The 22,055-nt window shown below is 42.2% G+C and carries 22 protein-coding genes; 3 read left to right on the top strand and 19 right to left on the bottom strand.

The features are described from left to right. Window positions 1-200 precede the first annotated feature (200 nt). Entirely contained in the window at window positions 201-1,067 is an 867-nt protein-coding gene (locus CYCPU_RS0103685) for an HDOD domain-containing protein (protein WP_015005541.1), read from the top strand. On the opposite strand, the gene CYCPU_RS0103680 is transcribed toward CYCPU_RS0103685, so the two are convergent. The 17 genes from CYCPU_RS0103680 to CYCPU_RS0103600 all read right to left on the bottom strand — a co-directional run bounded on the left by CYCPU_RS0103680 (window position 1,064) and on the right by CYCPU_RS0103600 (window position 17,405). Then, window positions 1,064-1,843 carry a class II glutamine amidotransferase gene (locus CYCPU_RS0103680; protein ID WP_020932819.1) on the bottom strand — a complete coding sequence of 260 codons (780 nt, stop codon included), beginning with the start codon at window positions 1,841-1,843 and terminating at the stop codon, window positions 1,064-1,066. The genes CYCPU_RS0103685 and CYCPU_RS0103680 overlap by 4 nt on opposite strands. A gap of 8 nt (window positions 1,844-1,851) precedes the next feature. Beyond that, entirely contained in the window at window positions 1,852-2,124 is a 273-nt protein-coding gene (locus CYCPU_RS0103675; RefSeq protein ID WP_020161959.1) for a hypothetical protein, read from the bottom strand. Beyond that, on the bottom strand, window positions 2,121-2,321 hold the full coding sequence (locus tag CYCPU_RS0103670; protein ID WP_020161958.1) for a hypothetical protein: 201 nt from the start codon (window positions 2,319-2,321) through the stop codon (window positions 2,121-2,123). The genes CYCPU_RS0103675 and CYCPU_RS0103670 overlap by 4 nt, the downstream gene beginning before the upstream one ends. Before the next feature lie 220 nt (window positions 2,322-2,541). Then, on the bottom strand, window positions 2,542-3,087 hold the full coding sequence (gene folE / locus CYCPU_RS0103665) for a GTP cyclohydrolase I FolE (protein ID WP_015005536.1): 546 nt from the start codon (window positions 3,085-3,087) through the stop codon (window positions 2,542-2,544). 57 nt (window positions 3,088-3,144) lie between these two features. Next, on the bottom strand, window positions 3,145-4,125 hold the full coding sequence (gene dusA / locus CYCPU_RS0103660) for a tRNA dihydrouridine(20/20a) synthase DusA (protein ID WP_020161957.1): 981 nt from the start codon (window positions 4,123-4,125) through the stop codon (window positions 3,145-3,147). A gap of 375 nt (window positions 4,126-4,500) precedes the next feature. Beyond that, window positions 4,501-5,634 carry a sodium ion-translocating decarboxylase subunit beta gene (locus CYCPU_RS0103655; RefSeq protein ID WP_015005534.1) on the bottom strand — a complete coding sequence of 378 codons (1,134 nt, stop codon included), beginning with the start codon at window positions 5,632-5,634 and terminating at the stop codon, window positions 4,501-4,503. Between the two features lie 12 nt (window positions 5,635-5,646). Continuing rightward, the gene (oadA, locus tag CYCPU_RS0103650) at window positions 5,647-7,440 is read right to left on the bottom strand and encodes a sodium-extruding oxaloacetate decarboxylase subunit alpha (protein WP_015005533.1); all 1,794 of its coding nucleotides are present in this window, start codon (window positions 7,438-7,440) and stop codon (window positions 5,647-5,649) included. 11 nt (window positions 7,441-7,451) lie between these two features. Then, window positions 7,452-7,691, bottom strand: a complete 240-nt coding sequence (locus CYCPU_RS0103645; protein WP_020161956.1) for an OadG family protein — start codon at window positions 7,689-7,691, stop codon at window positions 7,452-7,454. Between the two features lie 74 nt (window positions 7,692-7,765). Beyond that, window positions 7,766-8,206 carry a flagellar export protein FliJ gene (fliJ, locus tag CYCPU_RS0103640; RefSeq protein WP_223253240.1) on the bottom strand — a complete coding sequence of 147 codons (441 nt, stop codon included), beginning with the start codon at window positions 8,204-8,206 and terminating at the stop codon, window positions 7,766-7,768. 9 nt (window positions 8,207-8,215) lie between these two features. Next, a complete protein-coding gene (fliI, locus tag CYCPU_RS0103635) occupies window positions 8,216-9,601 on the bottom strand; it encodes a flagellar protein export ATPase FliI (protein WP_015005530.1) in 1,386 nt (461 codons plus the stop codon). After that, the gene (locus tag CYCPU_RS0103630) at window positions 9,598-10,230 is read right to left on the bottom strand and encodes a FliH/SctL family protein (protein WP_020161954.1); all 633 of its coding nucleotides are present in this window, start codon (window positions 10,228-10,230) and stop codon (window positions 9,598-9,600) included. Before CYCPU_RS0103630 ends, fliI begins: the two co-directional genes overlap by 4 nt. Continuing rightward, the gene (fliG, locus tag CYCPU_RS0103625; protein ID WP_020161953.1) at window positions 10,223-11,257 is read right to left on the bottom strand and encodes a flagellar motor switch protein FliG; all 1,035 of its coding nucleotides are present in this window, start codon (window positions 11,255-11,257) and stop codon (window positions 10,223-10,225) included. The genes CYCPU_RS0103630 and fliG overlap by 8 nt, the downstream gene beginning before the upstream one ends. Then, window positions 11,242-12,906 (bottom strand): flagellar basal-body MS-ring/collar protein FliF, encoded by a 1,665-nt coding sequence (gene fliF, locus CYCPU_RS0103620; protein ID WP_020161952.1) that lies wholly within the window; start codon window positions 12,904-12,906, stop codon window positions 11,242-11,244. The genes fliG and fliF overlap by 16 nt, the downstream gene beginning before the upstream one ends. 48 nt (window positions 12,907-12,954) lie before the next feature. Then, window positions 12,955-13,272 (bottom strand): flagellar hook-basal body complex protein FliE, encoded by a 318-nt coding sequence (gene fliE, locus CYCPU_RS0103615; RefSeq protein WP_015005526.1) that lies wholly within the window; start codon window positions 13,270-13,272, stop codon window positions 12,955-12,957. Window positions 13,273-13,311: 39 nt separating this feature from the next. Then, window positions 13,312-14,655: a sigma-54-dependent transcriptional regulator gene (locus CYCPU_RS0103610; protein WP_020161951.1), complete on the bottom strand. Its 1,344-nt coding sequence runs from the start codon at window positions 14,653-14,655 to the stop codon at window positions 13,312-13,314. 1 nt (window position 14,656) lies between these two features. After that, the gene (locus CYCPU_RS0103605; protein WP_020161950.1) at window positions 14,657-15,844 is read right to left on the bottom strand and encodes a sensor histidine kinase; all 1,188 of its coding nucleotides are present in this window, start codon (window positions 15,842-15,844) and stop codon (window positions 14,657-14,659) included. Window positions 15,845-15,962: 118 nt separating this feature from the next. Next, complete coding sequence (locus tag CYCPU_RS0103600; RefSeq protein ID WP_020161949.1) at window positions 15,963-17,405, bottom strand: sigma-54 dependent transcriptional regulator; 1,443 nt, start codon at window positions 17,403-17,405, stop codon at window positions 15,963-15,965. A gap of 174 nt (window positions 17,406-17,579) precedes the next feature. Between CYCPU_RS0103600 and CYCPU_RS0103595 the strand changes: the two genes are divergently transcribed. After that, on the top strand, window positions 17,580-18,833 hold the full coding sequence (locus tag CYCPU_RS0103595; protein ID WP_083856985.1) for an HlyC/CorC family transporter: 1,254 nt from the start codon (window positions 17,580-17,582) through the stop codon (window positions 18,831-18,833). Window positions 18,834-18,898: 65 nt separating this feature from the next. Further along, entirely contained in the window at window positions 18,899-19,501 is a 603-nt protein-coding gene (locus CYCPU_RS0103590; protein ID WP_015005521.1) for an FHA domain-containing protein, read from the top strand. 69 nt (window positions 19,502-19,570) lie between these two features. Here the strand turns inward: CYCPU_RS0103590 and radA are convergent, their stop codons facing one another. Further along, a complete protein-coding gene (radA, locus tag CYCPU_RS0103585; protein WP_015005520.1) occupies window positions 19,571-20,935 on the bottom strand; it encodes a DNA repair protein RadA in 1,365 nt (454 codons plus the stop codon). Next, window positions 20,925-22,019, bottom strand: a complete 1,095-nt coding sequence (gene alr, locus CYCPU_RS0103580; protein WP_020161948.1) for an alanine racemase — start codon at window positions 22,017-22,019, stop codon at window positions 20,925-20,927. Before alr ends, radA begins: the two co-directional genes overlap by 11 nt. Window positions 22,020-22,055 lie beyond the last annotated feature (36 nt).

Raw genomic sequence — 22,055 nt, 5'->3', positions numbered from 1 at the left:
ATAATTTTCTTTTCTATCAACAACTTTACGCCTACTCTTAATACAGTGTCAACAATAATTTCATAACAGCTTGATATTCCGGACAAGGACCCCGTAGAATATATATCTGCTAGAAAAAATAATAATCAGTCATTCAACGTTAAGCATATCGCCTATTTTTACTAGACTTAGAGCCATTAACTTTTTAATCATGATTCGATATGACACAAACATACGCCAATATTTGTACCGTTGATGATTTTTTAACAGGAGACATTGACCTGTGCTCTGCTCCGGAGATTTTCTATCGTATTACACAAGCACTCGACGACCCCTTAAAAAACTCTCAAGATATTGCGGCCATTATCGAACAAGACCCTTCACTATCCGCTCGAATGCTAAAAATTGTTAATTCCGCTTTTTTTGGTTTCCCGGCCTCAATTAAAACGATTGAGCATGCCATTTCTATTCTGGGTAATCATGACGTTCGAATGCTAGTCATGACAACGAGCGTGGTTGAAAAATTTTCAACTTTACCTAACTCGATTCTTGATATGCGCCAATTTTGGATGCATAGTTTAAAAACTGCTTTATTTGCAAAGTACCTTGCTGACAATCACCCTAAAAAAAGGCAGCTTAGTTCTGCATTTATGAGTGGGCTTCTCCATGATATAGGGCGGTTAATTTTTTATATCAAAGCACCTGATCTAGCCCGCGCAGCCGCTTTGCTTGTTAAGACGGAAACTGTAAATGAAATTGAAGCCGAGGCCTCCTTTGTAGGTTTTAATCATGCCGAGCTAGGTGGTGCTTTGTTAAAACTATGGGAAATACCAGCCTCCATTCAAGATTCGGCAAGCTTCCATCATCAGCCTGATTTAGCTACTAATAATAAAGACGAAGTTTATATCGTTTACCTTGCGAATAAATTAACTCATGCTAACAGTACGTCTGAAGAAACCATCAACAAAACAATATCTACAGAAGATAATTTATGGAACCAGCTCGACCTCCCTTACGGCATTATTGCACCCGCTGCTAATCACGTAGACGAGCAATTTAGCCAAACCTATGCGTTATTTTTTGATTAAGAAACCTGCGTAAATGTTTTTACACCCAAGCGAAACACACTAAATTCATTGGTCTCCATTTTCGTCCACTGCTCATTCGATGTCAGCGGTTCAGTGGCTATCACCGTCACCACATCATCGGGTGACGCTTCTTGATTAAAGTCTACACACAAGTCTGCATCCAATAATTGCGCCTCTACGAATGGTGTTTGACGTGTTAGCCAATATAGTTTTGTATTACAGAACGTATACAAATGATCTACATCACTCATTAATACGTTAAACACTCCATGCTGAGATACCTTACGGAAAAGTTCTTCAACAGTCTTCCGCAACTTCACTTTACTTTTTGGTTTAACAGGGTACTTTTTACGAAGCTGGCCCAAAATCCAACAAAAAGCATACTCGCTGTCTGTTGTGCCGATAGGGGTGTAGCCATTAAGTACTTTTTTCTTAATGCCTTTTAATTGACCATTATGTGCAAATGACCATATTTTACCCCACAGTTCACGCGAAAATGGGTGTGTATTTTCCAAACAAACACGTCCTCGGTTTGCCTTTCTAATATGACAAATAACTTGCGTACTTTTTATTGAGTACTGTTGAATAAATTTTGCGACTTCCGAGTTAGCACTAGCAACTGGGTCGTGAAAAGCACGAAAACCTTTTCCTTCATAAAAAGCGATACCCCACCCGTCTTTATGTACACCAGTTTCCCCACCACGCTTAATTAAACCACTAAAGCTAAAGCAAATATCTGTCGGTACATTTGCACTCATCCCTAGTAATTCACACATATAGACTGTTAAATCTCTTCTATGATAGTCCGCTCGATAGGAACTTGGACGTATTTCTTTTTACCGTTCTCTTTAACCCAAAAGTAGTAATAACCTTTTTGTGATTCGGATGTCACTTTACTATCAAGAACTGTCCACGATTTTTTATGCTCACCCTCGTAAAAGCTTACCCTATAGTCGCCTTCCATCCAGCTCACACCTAATCGTGAAAATTTATTTTGCTGTTCTTCTGAACAAGCCGAAAGAACAAAGGCTATGATTATCAATACGATATATCTCATGAATTTTCCAGTTTTCTTAAGACCAAAAAGACCATTACAAAAGCCCCGCCAATCGCACACATCCAAATATCAGATCGCTGCAGGCCTATCAGGCTACCTATCCCCGCACCAATCGCAGCGCCTAGGCCACTGAATGCCATACTTCTCATCATTCTACAAAAACTACAATCGGACCCTTCTCCAAAAAACTTTGGCATCTCGTTCCCTCCTTTTGTATTACCGTCTCACCTATGGCGTACTTTCAATCAACTTCAAAAAACACATAGGCCTGTGTTTTACTTTCACTTAAATGTGGGGATAGTCGCTGACTATCACTCCCTTTAAAACTCTGTGACCGTCTATTTGGCACATCATTCCCTAAACTAATAAAACAGTGCTATTAACAGCTTTTCTGTAATTTAACAGGCTGAATCACCACTAGCCCATTTTTAATAAGCTTAAAAATTCAGCCCGTGTTTCAGAATTTTTACGAAATTGCCCCAACATACTAGATGTAGTCATTTGTGAGTTTTGTTTCTCCACACCTCGCATCATCATGCACAAATGTTTTGCCTCCACAACCACTGCAACCCCTTTTGCACCCGTTACTTCGAGAATAGAATCTGCAATTTGTGTAGTCAATTGCTCTTGTATTTGTAATCGACGTGCATACATATCGACGATTCTAGCTACCTTTGATAAACCAAGTACTTTCCCATCTGGCAGATACGCCACATGGCACTTGCCAATAAAGGGTAGTAAATGGTGCTCACACATAGAATACAGTTCTATATTTTTAACAATCACCATATCATCAGCATCAGAGTCAAAAACGGCGCCATTCACAATATTCTCTAAACTTTGCTGATAGCCACTTGTTAAGAAAGACATTGCTTTTGCCGCACGCTTTGGCGTATCAACCAAACCTTGGCGATTAACGTCTTCTCCAACCTGTGAAATTATTTGTTTATATAGTTTTTCCATCAATCTCAATCATCTTTAAAAGTATTTAAAGTATACCGTTTTCTTGTTTGCTTTAAATCAAATAGTTTTAGCGTATGGCGCCATAGCCTCTAGGCCTGCTAATAATACCTCTGGCCCCGCATTTTTCTGTCGAGCATTCTCACTAAGGTACCTACGCCAATGTTTTCCACCAGGTTGACCTGCAAAAAGCCCCAATATATGCCGTGTTAAATTTTGTAACGGAACACCTAACTCTAATTGTTTTTCAATATATGGAAGGTAGGCTTCGAGCACTTTTTTTCTATCGGCCAAGGGCTGTTTGAACAGTTGGTGTTCAATTTCCGCCAAAAAAAAGGGATTATGATAAGCTTCACGACCAATCATCACACCGTCAAGGTGTTGCCAATGTTGTTGAATCTCACTGATTGCATTAACCCCACCATTAACAATAATTGATACCGATGGAAAAGCTCTTTTAATGTCGTACGCTCTATCGTAGTTTAACGGCGGAATGGTTCTGTTTTCTTTCGGGGACAGGCCGTTTAAGATGGCTTTACGCGCATGAATAATAACAGTATCGCAACCCGCATCAGTAACTGCCTGAACAAAGCCTCTCAGGAATTCAAATGAATCTAGCTCATCTATCCCAATTCGTGTTTTAACCGTGACTGGAATGTCCACAGCTTGTCGCATTAATGATACGCATTGTGCAACACGTTGCGGCTCAGCCATTAAACATGCACCTATACGTCCATTTTGAACACGATCACTTGGGCAGCCGACATTGATATTTACTTCTTTATAACCCGCTTCCTGTGCATATCCGGCACATTGCGCCATGGCTTTAGGGTTACTACCACCTAATTGTAATGCTACTGGCTGCTCATATTGATCAAATGCCAAAAAGCGCTGTTTATCGCCATGAAGTAATGCACCTGTCGTTACCATTTCTGTATAAAGCAGGGCATTAGGTGATAAAAGTCGATGGAAATATCGGCAGTGCCGATCTGTCCAATCCATCATCGGTGCAATGGATAACAGTCTATTAATGCTTGGCATGAGAGTAATTGCTATTTCTGTTAGATGTTAGCCCAATTTTTTACATTGCCCATCAGCATCAAAAATAATGCTGTTATAAACCTGTATTAATGTAAACAGCTAGATTGTTAGCCCTTTTAAAGCTTTCTAAGAAATCCAGTGTCAGTGATTGATAGATTGAATTAAAAGGCAGCGAAAAGAACCGTAAGATAACCCCACAGATTATTAAGGCTAATCACCCCAATATTTCTATTAAGGGTGATTTTTAGCTTAATCAGTAACGTTATGGCTTTGGTTACTCTCATCTAACCTTACTGTAGGCAGGTCACTGTTCAGGGTATATTTTTGAGCGCAAACAATACTGCGTTCATTTCTTTACCTAGATAATGACCGATATTAATTAACTATTGCCAGCAAAACACCTGCCGCGACCGCAGAACCAATAACACCCGCTACGTTAGGCCCCATCGCATGCATTAATAAGTAATTATGAGGGTTAGACTCTAGCCCTACTTTATTAACCACACGGGCCGCCATAGGAACTGCCGACACACCTGCAGCACCAATGAGTGGATTAACTTTGCCGCCCGTTACCTTGTGCATTAACTTACCCATTAAAATACCACCTGCCGTACCAATGGAAAATGCCGCCATTCCTAACACTAAGATACCAAGTGTTTCAGCAGTTAAAAACTTATCCGCTGATAGTTTCGAGCCAACAGCTAAGCCTAGGAAAATAGTCACAATATTAATAAGTTCATTTTGTGCTGTAGAACTTAAACGATCAACCACACCACTTTCTCGCATTAAATTACCGAAGGCTAACATTCCAACCAAAGGTGCTGACGCTGGCAAAAATAGAATAACCGCCGTTAATATAGTTAATGGGAAGATTATCTTCTCTTTCTTACTCACATGCCGCAAGTGCTTCATTTCAACTTTTCGCTCAGACTCTGAGGTTAATGCACGCATGATAGGTGGTTGAATTAGCGGCACTAAAGCCATATATGAATATGCAGCCACTGCAATAGCGCCTAATAAATCAGGTGCTAATTTAGAGGCTAAGAAAATAGCTGTTGGGCCATCTGCGCCACCAATAATGGCAATCGCCGACGCATCAGACAAACTAAATTCCATACCCGGTATTAGGTTCATCGCCAAAGCGCCAAGAAGCGTTGCAAAGATACCAAATTGGGCTGCCGCACCGAGTACCAATAAACTTGGCATCGCTATAAGCGCTCCAAAATCTGTTAATGCACCAACCCCCATAAAAATAAGCAAAGGGAACAAGCCAGTATCAACGCCCATATGGTACAAAATACCTAGCATTCCATCTGGCCCACTAATGCCAGCAATTGGAATATTAGCTAAAATTCCACCAAAACCAATCGGCAGTAATAACAAGGGTTCAAAGTTTTTTGAAATGGCTAAATAGATTAATAATAAGCCAATGGCTATCATTAATATATTGCCCCATTCAAAGTTTGCAATACCCGTCGACTGCCAAATTTGTAATACGCCACTATCCATATTATATAAACCTTAGCAAATAAGTACTAACGGCGCGCCAGCAGGAACTGACTCACCTTCTTTTACGAAAACATCTGAAATTTGACCTTCAATATGCGCCCTTACTTCAGTTTCCATCTTCATGGCTTCTAAAATAATCACTACATCACCTTCATACACATCATCTCCTGCCGCCATTGCTATGCGCACAATATTACCGGCCATTGGAGACAACAAGGGTTCATTTTGACAAACCGCGCCTGATGTTGTCTCTTGTGTTGGTTCAGCTGCTTTCGCAACTACTTTACTAGCAGCTGAAGAAGGTGTTAGATTTTCAATCGAGCCACTTGGACCCACTTCAACCTGATATGTTTTACCATTAACGGCCACATCATATACTTCACTACCGCCTTTTTCAGCTGTTGCTTGAGTAACAACGCCTGTTGGAACCGGCTCAAACGCATCAGGGTTATGTCTATTTTTAATAAAGTCCAAGCCTATCTGTGGAAATAACGCATATGTCAACACATCATCAATGACCTCATCGGCCAATGGCAAACTATCTTTTTCGGCTTTTTCTTTAAATTCTGATGAAATTTTCTCCAACTCATCATCAATCAAGTCAGCTGGGCGACAAGTAATCGCTTCAGCGCCATCCAATACACGCTCTTGAAGCTCTTTATTCACTGCTGCAGGTGTTGCACCATATTCGCCTTTTAATACACCTGATGTTTCTTTGCTGATAGATTTATAACGCTCACCCATCAAAACGTTCATCACTGCCTGAGTACCTACAATTTGTGATGTTGGGGTTACTAAAGGAAGATAGCCAAGGTCCTTACGTACTCGTGGAATCTCTGCTAACACCTCATCAATTTTGTCGCCTGCATTTTGCAGCTTCAATTGACTTTCTAGGTTTGTCAACATACCACCAGGGACCTGTGCAATAAGAATTCTTGAATCGACACCTTTCAGCGACCCTTCAAATTCCGCATACTTTGGCCGTACTGATCTAAAATATGCCGCTACTTCTTCAACGCTCTCAATGTCTAGACCCGTCTCGCGATCAGTCCCTTCCAACATTGCAATAAAGGTTTCCGTTGGTGAATGACCGTATGTCATACTCATGGACGAAATAGCTGTGTCTAGCATGTCGAGCCCTGCATCGACTGCTTTAAGACAGGTTGCTACACTCATCCCAGTTGTTGCATGGCTGTGTAAAGCAATTGGTAGGTCACACTCGGCTTTTAAACGCTTCACCAATATCTCAGCATCATAAGGTTTCAAAAGTCCTGCCATATCCTTAATCGCGATCGAATGGCAGCCGGCATCTTCTAACCGCTTACCCATATCGACCCAATTTTCTAGCGTGTGTACTGGGCTTTCTGTATATGAGATTGTACCTTGCGCATGTTTGCCTACTTCGACAGTTGCTTTAATGGCCGTCTCTAAGTTACGCACATCGTTCATCGCATCAAAAATACGGAAAACATCCATACCATTGTCTGCAGCACGCTCTACGAACTTTCTAACAACATCATCAGCATAATGACGATAGCCTAATAGGTTCTGCCCACGTAATAGCATTTGTTGTTGTGTATTAGGCATCGCCGCTTTTAGTAATCGCAAACGCTCCCAAGGGTCTTCACCTAAATAACGAATACAAGCATCAAATGTTGCTCCGCCCCAAGTTTCTAATGACCAATAGCCAATTTTGTCTAATTTTTCCGCAATCGGTAACATATCTTCAATACGTAACCTTGTTGCAAATAGGGATTGATGAGCATCGCGCAACACGACATCAGTAATTTTTAACGGATTTTTCATGATTTTTAAGTTTATTTAGAGCGAAAACGTTGAACAGCAATCGTAATCGCTGTAACGATATCTTCACTAATATCTGTGGAAACAGACGATTTACTACTGTGTTCAACAACGGGTTCGTATCGTTGAATAACAGCAGAAACCCCTTTGATAGCAAAAACTAACATACCCAAGATGAAGAATACCATCCCCATTCCAAGTAACATTAGTTCCACACCTTGTTCTAATAAGTTTGTGATATTCATAAGCTGCATTATAAAGCACCCCTTGCTGAAAAACACAATAAATATACAAACGCTTTGTTAAAAAAGGTGTTTAAAAACTGCTCCTAATCCAGCTCAAACCCTTTTACCATACGGTCATCGGACTCATTTTGTTCGAGCCTGCCAGTTTCTCTTAATTCATGCTGTTTAGATTTTTCGATCAACTTTTCAACTACTTTTTTTCGACTATTCGTTTTTTTAAAGGCCTGTTGATGCTGGCCTAACTTTTCCTGTAATGACTGCACCGTTTTGCTATGTTCTTCAATGGCCTGATCGAGTTTTTGAACAAACTCCTGATACTCACGTAACCGTGACGCTGACATCCCCACTTGCCCCTTCGTTTTAAACTGAACGGTATAATCATTACGGTACTCTTTTAGTTTCTCCAGTTGCGCTAGAGATTCTTGCTGAGCTTGAAGCGATTGATTCATTTTCATCGCAGCTGCTGTTTCATTGTTTTCAGCAATTTGTTTAACCGGACCAAGCCTCTTTGACTTTTTCAACACTCCCCCCATTTATAATACCTTTGACATAGCTGCCGGCTTTCTATGTTGTAAAACACTTTCCAAACCTTCAATACTTTCATCAAAACTAACCGATTCGGTTATTCTCTGCTGAAGAAACTCTAACATTGATTCATGCATATCAATGGCCTCATCAACCGACGAATTACTACCGGGCTGATAGGCACCAACATTGATTAAATCTGCATTTTGTTGATAGGTCGAGTTTATTTTTCTAAATTCACGTGCCATCTCTTGATGGTCTTCTGGCACAATTTCTGTCATCAACCGGCTCACTGATGCCTCCATGTCTATCGCCGGAAAGTGCCCTGCTTCTGCTAAACGTCGTGACAAATGGATATGCCCATCTAAAATTGCTCGACTTGCATCTGCAATTGGATCATTTGTATCATCCCCTTCAGTCAATACTGTGTAAAAGGCTGTAATAGAGCCATTACCCTTGTCTGAATTACCTGCGCGCTCAACTAGACTGGGCAACTTACTAAAAACAGAGGGTGGATAACCCTTTGTTGCAGGTGGCTCATTGATCGCTAAGGCAATTTCTCTTTGAGCTTGTGCATAACGCGTTAGCGAATCCATCAACAATAATACATTCTTTCCTTGATCACGAAAGTATTCAGCAATACTGGTCGCCAACATAGCACCGTGCATTCGCATCAATGGCGGGTCATCCGCTGGTGACGCCACCACTACTGCTCGCGCCATTCCTTCGGCTCCCAAAGTTTTTCTAACAAACTCGTTCACCTCTCTACCACGCTCACCAATAAGGCCCACCACGACCACATCCGCTTTCGTATATTTCGTCATCATGCCAAGCAATACACTTTTACCTACGCCACTGCCAGCAAACAAGCCTATTCGCTGGCCCTGCCCAACCGTTAATAATGAATTAATAGTCCCAATACCAACATCCAAAGGCTCCGTTATAGCCCGTCTCCCCAAGGGATTCATGGCACGGCCGTGTAAAGGCATTGTGTCAGTCGTATGCACAGGGCCTTTGCCATCAATTGGTTTACCGCCGCCATCCACAACTCGACCTAATAAACCAGGTCCGACATGCGCCATACTACTCAAACCCATAGGAATAACTCGACAATCTTGCTCAAGACCTCTAATATCGCCCGTTGGCATTAAATATAAACGTTCGCCCGAAAAACCAACGACTTCCGCCTCGGTTTGATGGCCATCCGCCGTTTCTATCATACAGCGCCCTCCAATTGTCGAGCGACAACCAACCGCTTCCAATGTCAAACCGACCATTCGTGTTAATCGCCCCTCTACCAACATTGGCTGAGGCTCTTCAATTCGTTCTTGATATTCTTTAAGGCGCTTAAGCCATTTATCTGTACGTTGCGTTACAAATGATAAATCGTTCACGACACCGCTCTTTCATCACCCAAGGCTTTAGCAATGATGGCTAACAGGCGGTTTTCAATGGTTGCGTCAATTGTTGATGCGTCGGTAGCAACACGACAACCACCTCTGGTAATAACTGGGTCTTCAACAATTTTCCAACGGGCCTCATCATCAATTGAAAGCGCTGACTTTATTAACGCCGCATCATCAGGGTGTAAAAATAATTGAATATTTTGTGAACTTGAAGGTAATGCGCTTAGTGCTTCTTTTACAACACCAACGACCTGCCCCGCATCGGCTTTTAATTCTCGTCGAATCAGCTGTTTTGAGATCTGAATCGCAAGCGAGGCAATTTCATTCTCTACACGCTCGTCAAATTCTTCATACGGGCTCACTAACGACTGAATAACAGACTCCAAGGATTTAACCTGTTGTGAAATTTGTGCTTCAGCCGCCCTTAATCCTTTTGCAAGCCCTTCTTCATAGCCTTTTTTAGAGGCTTCCTGCATTGCTTGTTCTTGCAGTTTTTCAAGATCACCAGCCGTCGGGGCTTTAACATGAGCTATATCCACATCAACAGAGTCACCTTGGACAAATGATGGAAAACGCCAAGAAGAAACAACCTCTTTTTTTGTTGATGAATTAGACAAACTCCTCGCCTCCAGAGCCACCTAACGCAATTTCACCTGAGTCTGCCAAACGTCTTGCAATCACTAACACTTCTTTTTGCGCCGCCTCTACATCACTCACCTTAGCAGGTGCAGCGGCTTCCATATCATCACGCAGCATTTCGGCGGCACGTTTAGACATATTTGCAAATATTTTTTCTTTCAACGCTTCTTCTGCTGCACGTAATGCCAGCGTTAATACATCAGTAGACACCTCTTTGAGTAAGCTTTGAATGCCACGATCGTCAACATCAATCAAATTATCAAAGACAAACATCTTATCTTGAATTAATTGTCCAATTTCATCATCTGATTCGACTACCGCATCAATAAGTTCGGCACTCATCGAACCTTCTAAGAAATTTAAAATATTGGCTGCCGTTTGAATACCACCCATTTGGGCAGTTTGAGCACCAGAGTTTCCAGCTAACTGATTTTCCATAATCGCATCGAGCTCTTGTAATGCATCTGGTTGTACACCATCCAGTACGGCAATACGCATGAGCACATCAGACCTCTGCGAGGCTGGCAGATAACCCAATGTTTCAGCGGCTTGATCACTGTCTAAATACGATAAGACGATGGCCATGATTTGTGGATGCTCTAAACGAATAAAGTCTGCAATCGACCGTGGATCCATCCATTTAAGTTGCTCTAACCCCTTAGAGTTTCTGCCCAACAAAATCCGATCAATGACGCCACCCGCCTTATCCACTCCTAGCGCATTGGTCAGCACATTTTTAATGTATTTATCCGAATCTATGCCTAACGCCGTTTGCCCGCCAATGGTGGTAATAAAGTGTCCTACAACTGAATCCAGCATTTCCGTCGTCACATTTTCAAGTGAGGCCATGGCTGTGCCAACTTGTTGTACTTCTTTAGGCCCCATGTGTTTCATAACACCTGCCGCATAGTCTTCACCTAAAGACAACAATAGTACTGCTGCCTTCGCTGTTCCACTTAATTCATGTGCACTTATTTGTTCTTCAGCCATTATTCTTTTATCCATGTTTTCATGACTTGGGCAACCCGCTTAGGATCTTCGCCTGCTATCTTTTGGGCCATCTCTAAACGCTGTTCGTAACTTTTAGGTGCTTCTAACATCATCAGTTCCTCATCTGACTCAAGCTCCAAAGACCTTTCCCCCGCTGACTGAGAAGCTCTTGCCTCTGTCGCCATAGCGCCACTAGGAGTCATCTGCGTGCCTTGACCGCCTGCTGGTAAACCCGTTGCAGTTGGTTTTTCTAATAACGTTTTAATAGTGGGCCTTAATACAAAAAATATCAAGATTAGCGCAAAAACCCCGCCGACAACCTGTTTAGCAGCATCTAGCACCCAGGCTTGTTCCCACAAGGGCACTTCAGGCAAGGCAACAGGAACATCTGGCTGCCTAAATGCCAAATTAGTAATGGTTACGCTATCTCCTCGCAATGCATTAAAACCAACAGCCTCTTTCACGAGCACAGTGAATTTAGCAACATCCTCATCGCTATAGGGTTCTGAAGCACTCGCTCCACCCTCAGCGGTCACCGCTCCTTGTTTATTATCTATTACAACGGCCACAGTTATTCGTTTTACACGGCCGCTAGACAATTTAGTGTGGCTGATTTTCTTATCCAATTCGTAGTTCTTAATGGACCGTTTATTAACATTCGTGGTCGCCGATGGAGTGCTTCCCAATTCACCTTCAGCAACTTCTGGTGCGACCCCAGCTGCAGGCGGTTGATTAGAGAGCGCACCCGGAACACCTTGCACACCTGCTAAATTGCTCTGCTCTTCGGTCACCTGCTCACTTCTTAAAGCGGCCAAGTCGGGGTTATATTGCTCTTGTGTCTGCTCTGTCGTCGTAAAATCAACATCCGCTGAGACCGATGCACGAATAGCACCTGCGCCAACAATCGGCAATAAAATACTTTCAACCCGGTTGATTAAATGCTCTTCAACACCTTGCTTAAACTCAAATTGGTTGCTTGTCAGAGACATAACATCATTTGATGTTTTAGCACTTAATAGAGCACCTTTTTGGTCAACAACGGTTACTTGCGATACATCAAGCTGTGGCACCGCTGATGACACCAAGTGCAAAATAGCGGCAACTTCAGGTTTATTCAGCTCTCGCCCTTGATGCATATCAACAACCACCGAAGCACTGGGTTTTTTACGATGCCGTAAAAACACGGACTGCTTTGGAATGGCTAATAAAACACGCGCAGAACGTACACTTTGTATAGTTACAATGGAGCGGGCTATTTCACCTTCTAATGCACGTTGAATACGCGCTTTTTCGATAGCTTGACTACCGCCAAAACCGGTTTCTTTTTCTAATAATTCAAACCCTTGTCCACCACCACGTGGCAGACCTAAACCGGCTAATTTTAAACGCAACTCATCAACTTGTGACGAAGGCACCAATATAGCGCCTGAACCTGCTTCTAACTTATACTCAACCCCTGATTGCTGCAAACCAGACATTACTTCGCTTAATTCCCTATCACCCAAATTACTATATAACAGGCTGTAGTTTGGCGTTTGTGACCACAACACCACCGCAACACCTAAGGCGACACTGATGGCCAGCGCGAGCATCACGCCCAGCTGACGCACCATCATATTGTTTGGTGATAATTGAATAGTTGCTTGTTCGGCGGAAGTTGCCATATTAGTAAACCTGCTTTAAGTAATTTTTATGAGCATTAGCAAACACGCTTACATGCTCATCCGCATAACATCTTTATAGGCATCTACTAACTTATTTCTAGTTTGCAGAACCGTCTGAAATGATAAGTTTGCTTTTTGCAAAGACACCATTACTTCAGCCAAACTGGCATCCGTTTCACCTTTCGTAAAAGCTTCTGATAGCGTACTGGCTTCTTGTTGTGTTTTATTCACCGCTTCAATTGACTGACTCAGCATTGTTGAGAAGTCTGATGAATTTGTTGGTTTTGCTTCTGCAACTGTATTTGAAGCTTGCGCCGACATCGCCCGCATTTGGGCCAATACATTATTTATTTCCATGTTACTCATAGTCTTTTTCCTTACCGTGTTTCTGAACAATTAATACCATCATGCAGGGATTTCAACGCCCGCCTCACGCATCCGTGCAATTTTGTAGCGCAGTGTTCTTGCACTGATACCAAGCCGTTCGGCAGTATTTTTACGACTGCCATTAGCACTAACTAGCGTATCGAGAATAAGCTTATCTTCGACCGCTCTAACACCTGCACTCAACTCATTTTCTGCCGTCTCAGACCTCTCAAGCGGTTCTGTGCTTGTTGCTGATGGCGTCGATTCAAAAATCAAATCGTTCTCAGTAATCATTGAGCCATTTGCCATAATTAAAGCCCGCTGAATGACATTTTCTAACTCACGAACATTCCCTTTCCAATCATGCTTTTCAAGCAGCTTAATGGTGTTAGCTGATAGTGTTGGTGGCGATTGGTCGCCGTTATAATGTCGCGCAATCATCGTTTTCGACAAAGCCAGAACATCTGCTTTTCGCTCTCTTAGTGGTGGTATATTGATGGGGAACACATTGATCCTATACAACAGATCCTCTCTAAACTTACCCTCGTTCACCAGGGTTCTTAGGTCTTTATTGGTGGTCGCCAATACACGCACGTCAAGCGCTATGGTTTTTTTGCCGCCCAAGCGCTCCACTTCTTTTTCTTGTAAAACACGCAACAATTTAGCCTGTAATAAAATATTCATTTCAGAGATTTCATCCAGCAAAATAGTCCCGCCTTGCGCCTGCTCGAATTTTCCTGCTGACGACTGATATGCACCTGTAAACGCCCCTTTTTCATAGCCAAACAACATCGCTTCAAGCATGTTTTCAGGAATCGCCGCACAATTTATCGCCACAAATTCTTTTTTACTTCTAGGCGAGTTTTTGTGAATAAATCGCGATAACACTTCTTTACCCGTGCCACTTTCGCCCTGTATCAATACCGTCGCTTCACTTTTAGCGACACGCCCTGCTAACGCCACAATGTCTTTCATACAGCTGTCATTACTGGGTAGTTCACCAAACGCGGTTTCTCTTGGCGAGATCGTTTGCTCCACATGAACAATGAGTTGGTCCACCTCAAAGGGTTTTGTTAAATAGTCTGATGCACCTGCTTGTATCGCCTTGACGGCCTGCTCCACTGTGGCATGCGCAGTCATTAATAAAACCGGTAAGTTTGGAAACCGCACTTTGAGCATTTCAAGTAGTTCTTGACCACCCATTCCGTCCATTTGAACATCACTGATCACTAAACGAGCCTGATACGTCTCCAGCACTTTAAGTGCTTCAAGGCCGTTAGCAGCGCACTTTGTTTGATAACCGTAAGCCGTTAACGCATCTTGAATAGCTTCTTGCAACGGTTCATCATCTTCAACAATTAACACATCTATTTGTTTTATCACCTTACATACTCCCTTGTAGTTGCTTCATGGACGATGACATTACCACCGGTAATTGAACGTCCATCGTGGTCCCAACCCCTACCTTTGAGACCCATTTAATGTCACCCGCGTGGGCGTTAACCACATTACTGACCACAGCCAAACCTAACCCTGTTCCATTGGCTTTATTGGTATAGAAGGGCTCGAATATTCGTTGTTGCTGCTTTTTGCTCAAGCCATGCCCTTGATCTGCCACGGTGATTCTTAGGTCAGCGTCACCGTTCAAGCTTATTGAACATGTCACAGATTCACCCGACTTAATCGCATCTAAGGCGTTATCTAGCAAATTACCAATCGCGCCGAGCAAAGCATTTTTACTGATATAAAGCTGTATAGACTCTTCTGCATCACGACCCTCAAAAGCAACTGGTTTATCCTGATACAAATCGCTTAAGTCCTTAATAAACGTTGTTAATTTAACGGGCTGCTTCACAAACTCACCATGATGCGAATAATTCAGCATATCTGTTATTTGTGTGTTCAATAGCCTTAATCTATCAAGTAGTTTTGCGGCAAAAATTTGCTGCGCCTCATGACTTAATACACCTGTATTCAGTTGCGAGGCATACAATAATGCAGACGCTAAAGGCGTTCTGATTTGATGAGCCAAGCCTGCGGAAAACTCACCCATTTCAGCCAGTTTTTTTTTATGCTCAAGCTGTTGATGTAACTCTCGTTGCTGAGTGATATCGGTTAGTAAAACGACACTACCAGATTGCCCACCTAAGCTTGTGGTGGATAAGGCGACTATTTGCCCCGTCTTTAGACTAAATTGATCTGCAAGCTGCTCATCGGGAATCAAATAATTTGTCTGTACATTATCCCACGGTAACCCTAGTACATCTCCATCCACCCAGGATCTAGCGCAAGCATTTAGCTTGACAACTTTCTGCTGAACATCAAGAACAATAACTGCACCAGGAATAGCCTCAATCAACCCTTCCAATTGAGTCGCTAAGGCCTCTTTGTCTGATAAGTGCTGTATTTTTTCTGAGTTTGATTGAGCTAGCGCATCACTTAAAACAACCACCTGTTGTTCGAGTTGCTGGTATGACTCCGTTAGGTGTTGCGACACTTGATTAAACGCATGAAAAGCATCTTCAAGTGGTTGGCTCTGATGAACCTTATCTGATGTAGCAAGTAAACTCATTTTCTGCCATTGTAATTGTGGTACTCACAAACAATGCCAAAAACGTGCCATATTATTTAATGCTTAATAAACAATACGTTATGAAGTATTGATTTAACGAATGTCAAATATTGGTCACTTAATCCGCGCGGTTAATCTCATGTTTCCGCATCTTCTCAACAAGGGTCGTTCGACGCATACTTAACTTCTTAGCGGCATGCGCCACCACACCATCCGAATCATTTAACGCCTGTTGAATTAATGAATACTCAAGGTTATTCAAATGCTCTTTAAGATCCATCCCTTGCTCAGGCAAGATACCTACCGCATGATGGCCATTAGTCACCGAATGATGATTTAATAAACTTGTCTCGTCGAATATTGGCGACTCAAGCAGCAACTCCTCTTGTGTAACCACCGGTGCACTATCGTACTGCTGAAACTTATCAGGCAAGTCCTTAACATCTACAACCCCGTAAGCATGAATAATGGCGAGTCGCTCTACCATATTTGCCAACTCTCTAACATTACCAGGCCAGTCGTACTGACATAGCGCCATTAATGCACCCGAGGTAAAGCGCACAGAGCCTTTATTATCATTTTCAATACGTTGCACTAATTCACTCACCAGCATAGGAATATCTTCAGCGCGATTTCTTAATGGCGCAATACTAATAGGAAATACATCTAATCTATAAAATAAATCTTCCCTAAAGCTGCCCTTTTCAATCTCCTGCTTTAAATCTCGATGTGTCGCAGCTAGCACCCTTACATTACATTCAATAGACTTAGTCCCCCCTACCCGCTCAAATACTTTTTCCTGTAACACTCGTAGTAACTTTACCTGCATTTGCATCGGCATATCACCAATTTCATCAAGAAATAGAGTCCCACCTTCTGCCAACTCAAAACGTCCCTGCCTTGCTGTTAATGCACCAGTAAAGGCTCCCTTTTCATGGCCAAACAACTCACTTTCAATCAGCTCTGCTGGTATTGCTCCACAGTTGATAGGCACAAAAGACTTTTGACGGCGAGTCGAATGGTAATGAATATTTCTCGCAATAACTTCTTTTCCTGTACCCGACTCACCAAGAATTAACACCGTTGCATCCGAAACGCATACCTGTTGAATTAGCTGCCTAACACGTTTAACCTCCTGACTATTACCTACCAAACTTCTAAATAGTTGAGTTGCTCGCTCTGAAGTCTCTTGTGTCAGTGAATGCCCTACAGACTGTAACTGACGAATACTGTTAATAAAGTGCTGATAGGTCGTTGGCCACTCTAAGGGGACGAGGTAGCTCGCTATGGTTTTAGACAATTTAGGTGCACGCCCTTTGTTATGTAAATACAAAAATGGTTGCTGGTGCTTAGGCTCTGAATAAAAAGAATGTATCTCATCGTCCTTAAAGCTCACATCATCACAAAGAATAACCAGTGGTGACTCATCATCCTTGACTTCACTTTGTAACTTATCCAAGGTTAATAATTTAACCTTATAATCTAAAAAATTTAATACTGTTATTACTTCTGAGCAGCGATCTTTATCATCACCTATCAAAAAAACTTTTTGTAATGCCATAAAGCAATAAACCCATGTCATGAAATATAAATTTCAATTAGTATGTCAAAAAACCGACACCTCGTGCAATTTTTTGTGCGTTAACGTGCTGTTTTAGACTTCCGCTGTGTTTTAACTTGACAGCTATACAAACAAGTCTTAGAAAGTACATTATATTAATTTGAGCCACACGCCGTGACAGACCTTTCACTGGGATTTCTTTTTTCCACGTTATTCATCCTTATTTTATTATCCGCTTTTTTTTCCGGCTCTGAGACTGCCTTGATGCGCTTGAATAAGTACCGGCTTATACATCTTGTCAAAAGCGGCCATTTAGGCGCCAAGATGGCCCATACCCTGTTAAAAAAGCCAGACCGATTAATCGGCCTTATTTTATTAGGCAATAATTTTATTAACATTTTCGCCTCATCGATTGCAACCATCCTAGCCTTACGCCTATATGGCGAATCAGGTATCGCTATTGCCGCGGGGTTACTGACTTTCATTATTTTAATTTTTTCTGAAGTCGCACCAAAAACTTGGGCAGCTAGCCATCCTGAACGTTTAGCTTTTTTTGCATCCATTATATACACACCTTTATTAAAGCTCCTTTACCCACTCGTTTGGGTCATCAACACCTTATCTAACTTATTACTAAGAATGGTGGGCATCCATGTTCAACATGATACAGACACACATTTGCACCATGATGAATTACGTACTGTTGTGACCGAGGCTGGAAACCTAATACCCGATGAGCATAAAGGCATGCTACTGGGTATTCTTGATCTTCAACAGGCCACCGTTGAAGATATTATGACCCCTATTAACGATATTCACGGTATTGATCTTGATGACGACATCGATGATATAAAAAAACAATTATTGAATGCGTCCTATTCTAACTTGCCGGTTTTTTCCACTAATATGGATTCTATTCAAGGCTTTTTAAGAACGAAAGATATCTTGCAGTTAGCTAACAGTGGTGACTTTAGTCATCAACAATTATTAGACATTAAGCAACCACCTTACTTTATTCCAAATAACACAAGCCTGTATAAACAACTGATTAACTTTCAACAGAACAAACAGCGCTTTGCTTTTGTTGTAAATGAATATGGCTCCATTTTGGGCTTAATAACTTTACAAGACCTGTTAGAAGAAGTGATCGGTGAATTCACCACCGACTTTTCAGATAGCTCTCCTGACATTCAGAAAAAAGCAGATGGCAGCATACTCGTTAGCGGCAACATTACCATTAGAGAACTTAATCGTTCTATGGGCTGGAAATTGCCAACCAACGGCCCTAAAACATTAAACGGGCTAATTATTGAATACCTTGAATCTATTCCAGAACAAGGAACCAGTTTAAAACTCTATAAACACTCTGTTGAAATCGTATTAACTGAAGACAATGCTGTAAAGCTGGCGAAATTTCAATCATCATAATCGTTATGAAAAATAACGATTATGGTGCCTCTAATTTAATATAAAAAAATAATGGAATATGACTTATGGCTAAACTGACTCTTTTTTTTAACAGCAAGCCCATTGAGGTATTCCAACTCGAACAAAACACCTCAACCATCGGCAGGGACCCTGACAATACATTTATTATCGACAGCCTTGCTATCGCACCAACACACTTAAAAGTGACTCGGGTTGCTAACGAATACTTTATTGAAAGCGTATCTGAACAGTTCCCCACTTTTATTAATGGGCAGCCAATTCAAAAAGAGGCCATTAAGAAAGGCGACAAAATTAACATCGGAAAACACAGTCTTCTTTATTCTTTTTCTACCATCGATGATATCGACACCTCAGACACATCAACTGCGCAACCATCGTTACGCCCAGTAGGCAAAGCAAACCTTCAAGCTCTAAATGGTGCCAACATCGGCCTAGTTAGCGCGTTAAATAAGGCTGTTAATGAAGTCAATATTACTAACACCACACCCGCAATGATTGCTAAGAGAGCCGACGGGTATTATATTTCAAGGTTAATGGACGATATTAGCATTTCCATCGACGGCAACACGATATCCAGCGAGACCAAACTAGCTAATAACAATGTCTTAAACATTGCAGACAATAAATATCTCTTTTTTACTGAATAACCCTTAAATATAAGTAATAGGGTGGAGGGGCAGCTTCTGCTTTAGTCTTTACTCTTCAAAAAAATGCTTCTAAAAAAACTGCAATGCATCCCTTAACACGCTCACCGGATGTATTTTTAGACCATCGACACCTTCCTTAGGAATATTCCCTTTAGGCGCTAATGCAAACTTAAAACCGTGTTTCGCGGCTTCCTTTAGGCGCTCCTCACCATTAGGCACAGGGCGAACTTCCCCTGATAGGCCCAACTCACCAAACACCACCCAGTCTTTAGAGATATTTTTAGATTTAAAGCTAGATAATAACGCTGCAACGACCGCCAAATCACCACCTGTTTCCATAACACGTAGACCACCAACGATATTTACAAATACATCTTGGTCAAGTAATGAGCATTGCCCATGCCTATGTAGAATAGCCAACAGCATCGCCAAACGGTTTTGGTCCATCCCGACAGTAACCCGTTTAGGGTTTCCTTGCCTACTTTCATCGACCAATGCTTGCACCTCAACCAGAAGTGGACGAGTCCCTTCGCGAGTCACCATTACAACACTACCAGGCACCTCTTGTTCGTGACGCGAAAGAAAAATAGCAGAGGGGTTTGTCACTTCGCGAAGCCCTTTTTCTGTCATCGCAAAAACGCCCAACTCATTAACCGCACCAAAGCGGTTTTTAATCGCCCTTATCACGCGGAAACGGCTTCCCGAATCACCCTCAAAATATAAAACAGAATCCACCATATGTTCTAAAACACGTGGACCAGCAATCGCCCCTTCTTTGGTGACATGGCCCACTAAAAATATGGTGGTATTTGTGCGTTTAGCAAATCGTACCAGCCGTGCAGCACATTCACGTACCTGCCCAACCGAGCCGGGCGCAGACTGTAACTCATCACTAAAAACCGTTTGAATAGAGTCTACAACCAAAACATCTGCTGACATTTTTTCTGCTGTCGCCAATATGGTTTCGAGTGCAATTTCACATAAAATATTAACTTTATCGACTGATAAATGAAGTCGCGTCGCACGCATACTTACTTGTTGAGCAGACTCTTCACCCGTTACATAGAGCGTTTTAGTACGTTGACTCATACTCGCCAATGATTGCAGCAATAAGGTTGATTTACCAATCCCAGGATCACCACCAATAAGAATTGCTGAGCCGGGAACAATACCTCCACCGAGTACTCGATCCAACTCATCCATGCCACTTTGAGTACGCTCTAAACGCTGCGCTGTTACAGAAGATAAGATTTGCACTTCCGCCGAGCTGGCTTGGTCAGCATAACCACTAAAACGGTTTACTTTAGAGGAACCGCTCAGCGTTGATTCTTGCAGAGTATTCCAGCCACCACAGTCTTGGCATTGTCCAGCCCATTTAGTTGCACTCGCCCCACATTCTTGACAGCTATAAACAGTTTTAGGTTTACTCGACATTTAATGTTTCCCGTATAGATCGACTGACACGATGAGTAATCCCACACAATAACTCATAGGAAATCGTACCACTTTTTTCAGCCACTTCCTCAATGGGCAAACCACGTCCCCATAAAACAACTTCATCACCCACGCGAACATTATTGCATTGACTGATATCCACCGTAATCGAGTCCATTGAAACACAGCCTACTAATGGGGCTACTTGGCCCGCTACCAAAACGGGTGTTCCTGTCACGGCATGGCGCGGGTAACCATCGCCGTAACCAATCGCAACAATTGCTATTAGGCTGGTTCTATTAGCTTGCCAAGTTGAACCATAACCGACGCAGCCCGATTTTCTAACCGTTCTTATTGATAGAACCCTGCTTTTTAGTGTCATCACAGGAAGCAAATTATCATCACTTGCTGTTGAGTCACAAAACGGGTTGGCACCATATAGCATTATGCCAGGACGCACCCAGTGTCTTTGTGCATGCTTCCAACCTAACAATCCAGCTGAATTAGCAATACTTTGTTCACCATTCAAACCGAGCGTAGCCTCATCAAACACACTAATTTGAGAGGTGGTAGACGATGAATTCATATCGTCCGCACAGGCCAAGTGAGTCATTAACTTAACCGGCAAACGTAGCTTTCCAGATAGTTGCAAAGCGTCGTAAAGCCTCGGCACTGCGGACGCATCAACTCCTAGACGGTTCATCCCCGTATTTATTTTTAACCAAGCAGATATCGGTGTTGAAACATCAGCTGAATGGAGTAGCTCTACTTGGTACTCACTATGAATAACTGCGTCTAGGTCATAGGCACAAAACTGCTCAAGGTCTGCTTGAGAAGAAAACCCAGTTAACACAAGAATTATTTTATCGATGCCTGCTTGTCTAAGTGTTATTGCTTCTTCTAGCCGTGCTACAGCAAAACCATCAACCGATGATAACGCCTGAGCAACCGCTAACATGCCATGCCCATAAGCATCTGCTTTTATTACCGCCATAAGTTTTGAGTTAGGAGCTGCTCGACGAGCAACATCAGCATTATGTGTTAATGCCGATAAATCAATAACCGCTTCGGGGTGAAAAGACATAATTATTCTAACGTCATAATGCGTTGATGGGCCACT

Origin of the sequence: Cycloclasticus pugetii PS-1, from assembly GCF_000384415.1 — a bacterium.
Taxonomy (GTDB): domain Bacteria; phylum Pseudomonadota; class Gammaproteobacteria; order Methylococcales; family Cycloclasticaceae; genus Cycloclasticus; species Cycloclasticus pugetii.
This window is presented reverse-complemented; position numbering and strand designations above follow the sequence as displayed.

Excerpts from the sequence above, each read along its gene's own strand:
- CYCPU_RS0103645 (WP_020161956.1), bottom strand. The coding sequence starts at position 7,691 with ATGCAGCTTATGAATATCACAAACTTATTAGAACAAGGTGTGGAACTA.
- fliE (WP_015005526.1), bottom strand. The coding sequence starts at position 13,272 with ATGAGTAACATGGAAATAAATAATGTATTGGCCCAAATGCGGGCGATG.
- alr (WP_020161948.1), bottom strand. The coding sequence starts at position 22,019 with ATGTCTTTTCACCCCGAAGCGGTTATTGATTTATCGGCATTAACACAT.
- CYCPU_RS0103680 (WP_020932819.1), bottom strand. The coding sequence starts at position 1,843 with ATGTGTGAATTACTAGGGATGAGTGCAAATGTACCGACAGATATTTGC.
- CYCPU_RS0103675 (WP_020161959.1), bottom strand. The coding sequence starts at position 2,124 with ATGAGATATATCGTATTGATAATCATAGCCTTTGTTCTTTCGGCTTGT.
- fliF (WP_020161952.1), bottom strand. The coding sequence starts at position 12,906 with ATGGCAACTTCCGCCGAACAAGCAACTATTCAATTATCACCAAACAAT.
- oadA (WP_015005533.1), bottom strand. The coding sequence starts at position 7,440 with ATGAAAAATCCGTTAAAAATTACTGATGTCGTGTTGCGCGATGCTCAT.
- fliG (WP_020161953.1), bottom strand. The coding sequence starts at position 11,257 with ATGGATAAAAGAATAATGGCTGAAGAACAAATAAGTGCACATGAATTA.
- CYCPU_RS0103600 (WP_020161949.1), bottom strand. The coding sequence starts at position 17,405 with ATGGCATTACAAAAAGTTTTTTTGATAGGTGATGATAAAGATCGCTGC.
- CYCPU_RS0103605 (WP_020161950.1), bottom strand. The coding sequence starts at position 15,844 with ATGAGTTTACTTGCTACATCAGATAAGGTTCATCAGAGCCAACCACTT.
- dusA (WP_020161957.1), bottom strand. The coding sequence starts at position 4,125 with ATGCCAAGCATTAATAGACTGTTATCCATTGCACCGATGATGGATTGG.
- CYCPU_RS0103590 (WP_015005521.1), top strand. The coding sequence starts at position 18,899 with ATGGCTAAACTGACTCTTTTTTTTAACAGCAAGCCCATTGAGGTATTC.
- CYCPU_RS0103655 (WP_015005534.1), bottom strand. The coding sequence starts at position 5,634 with ATGGATAGTGGCGTATTACAAATTTGGCAGTCGACGGGTATTGCAAAC.
- radA (WP_015005520.1), bottom strand. The coding sequence starts at position 20,935 with ATGTCGAGTAAACCTAAAACTGTTTATAGCTGTCAAGAATGTGGGGCG.
- CYCPU_RS0103685 (WP_015005541.1), top strand. The coding sequence starts at position 201 with ATGACACAAACATACGCCAATATTTGTACCGTTGATGATTTTTTAACA.
- folE (WP_015005536.1), bottom strand. The coding sequence starts at position 3,087 with ATGGAAAAACTATATAAACAAATAATTTCACAGGTTGGAGAAGACGTT.
- CYCPU_RS0103670 (WP_020161958.1), bottom strand. The coding sequence starts at position 2,321 with ATGCCAAAGTTTTTTGGAGAAGGGTCCGATTGTAGTTTTTGTAGAATG.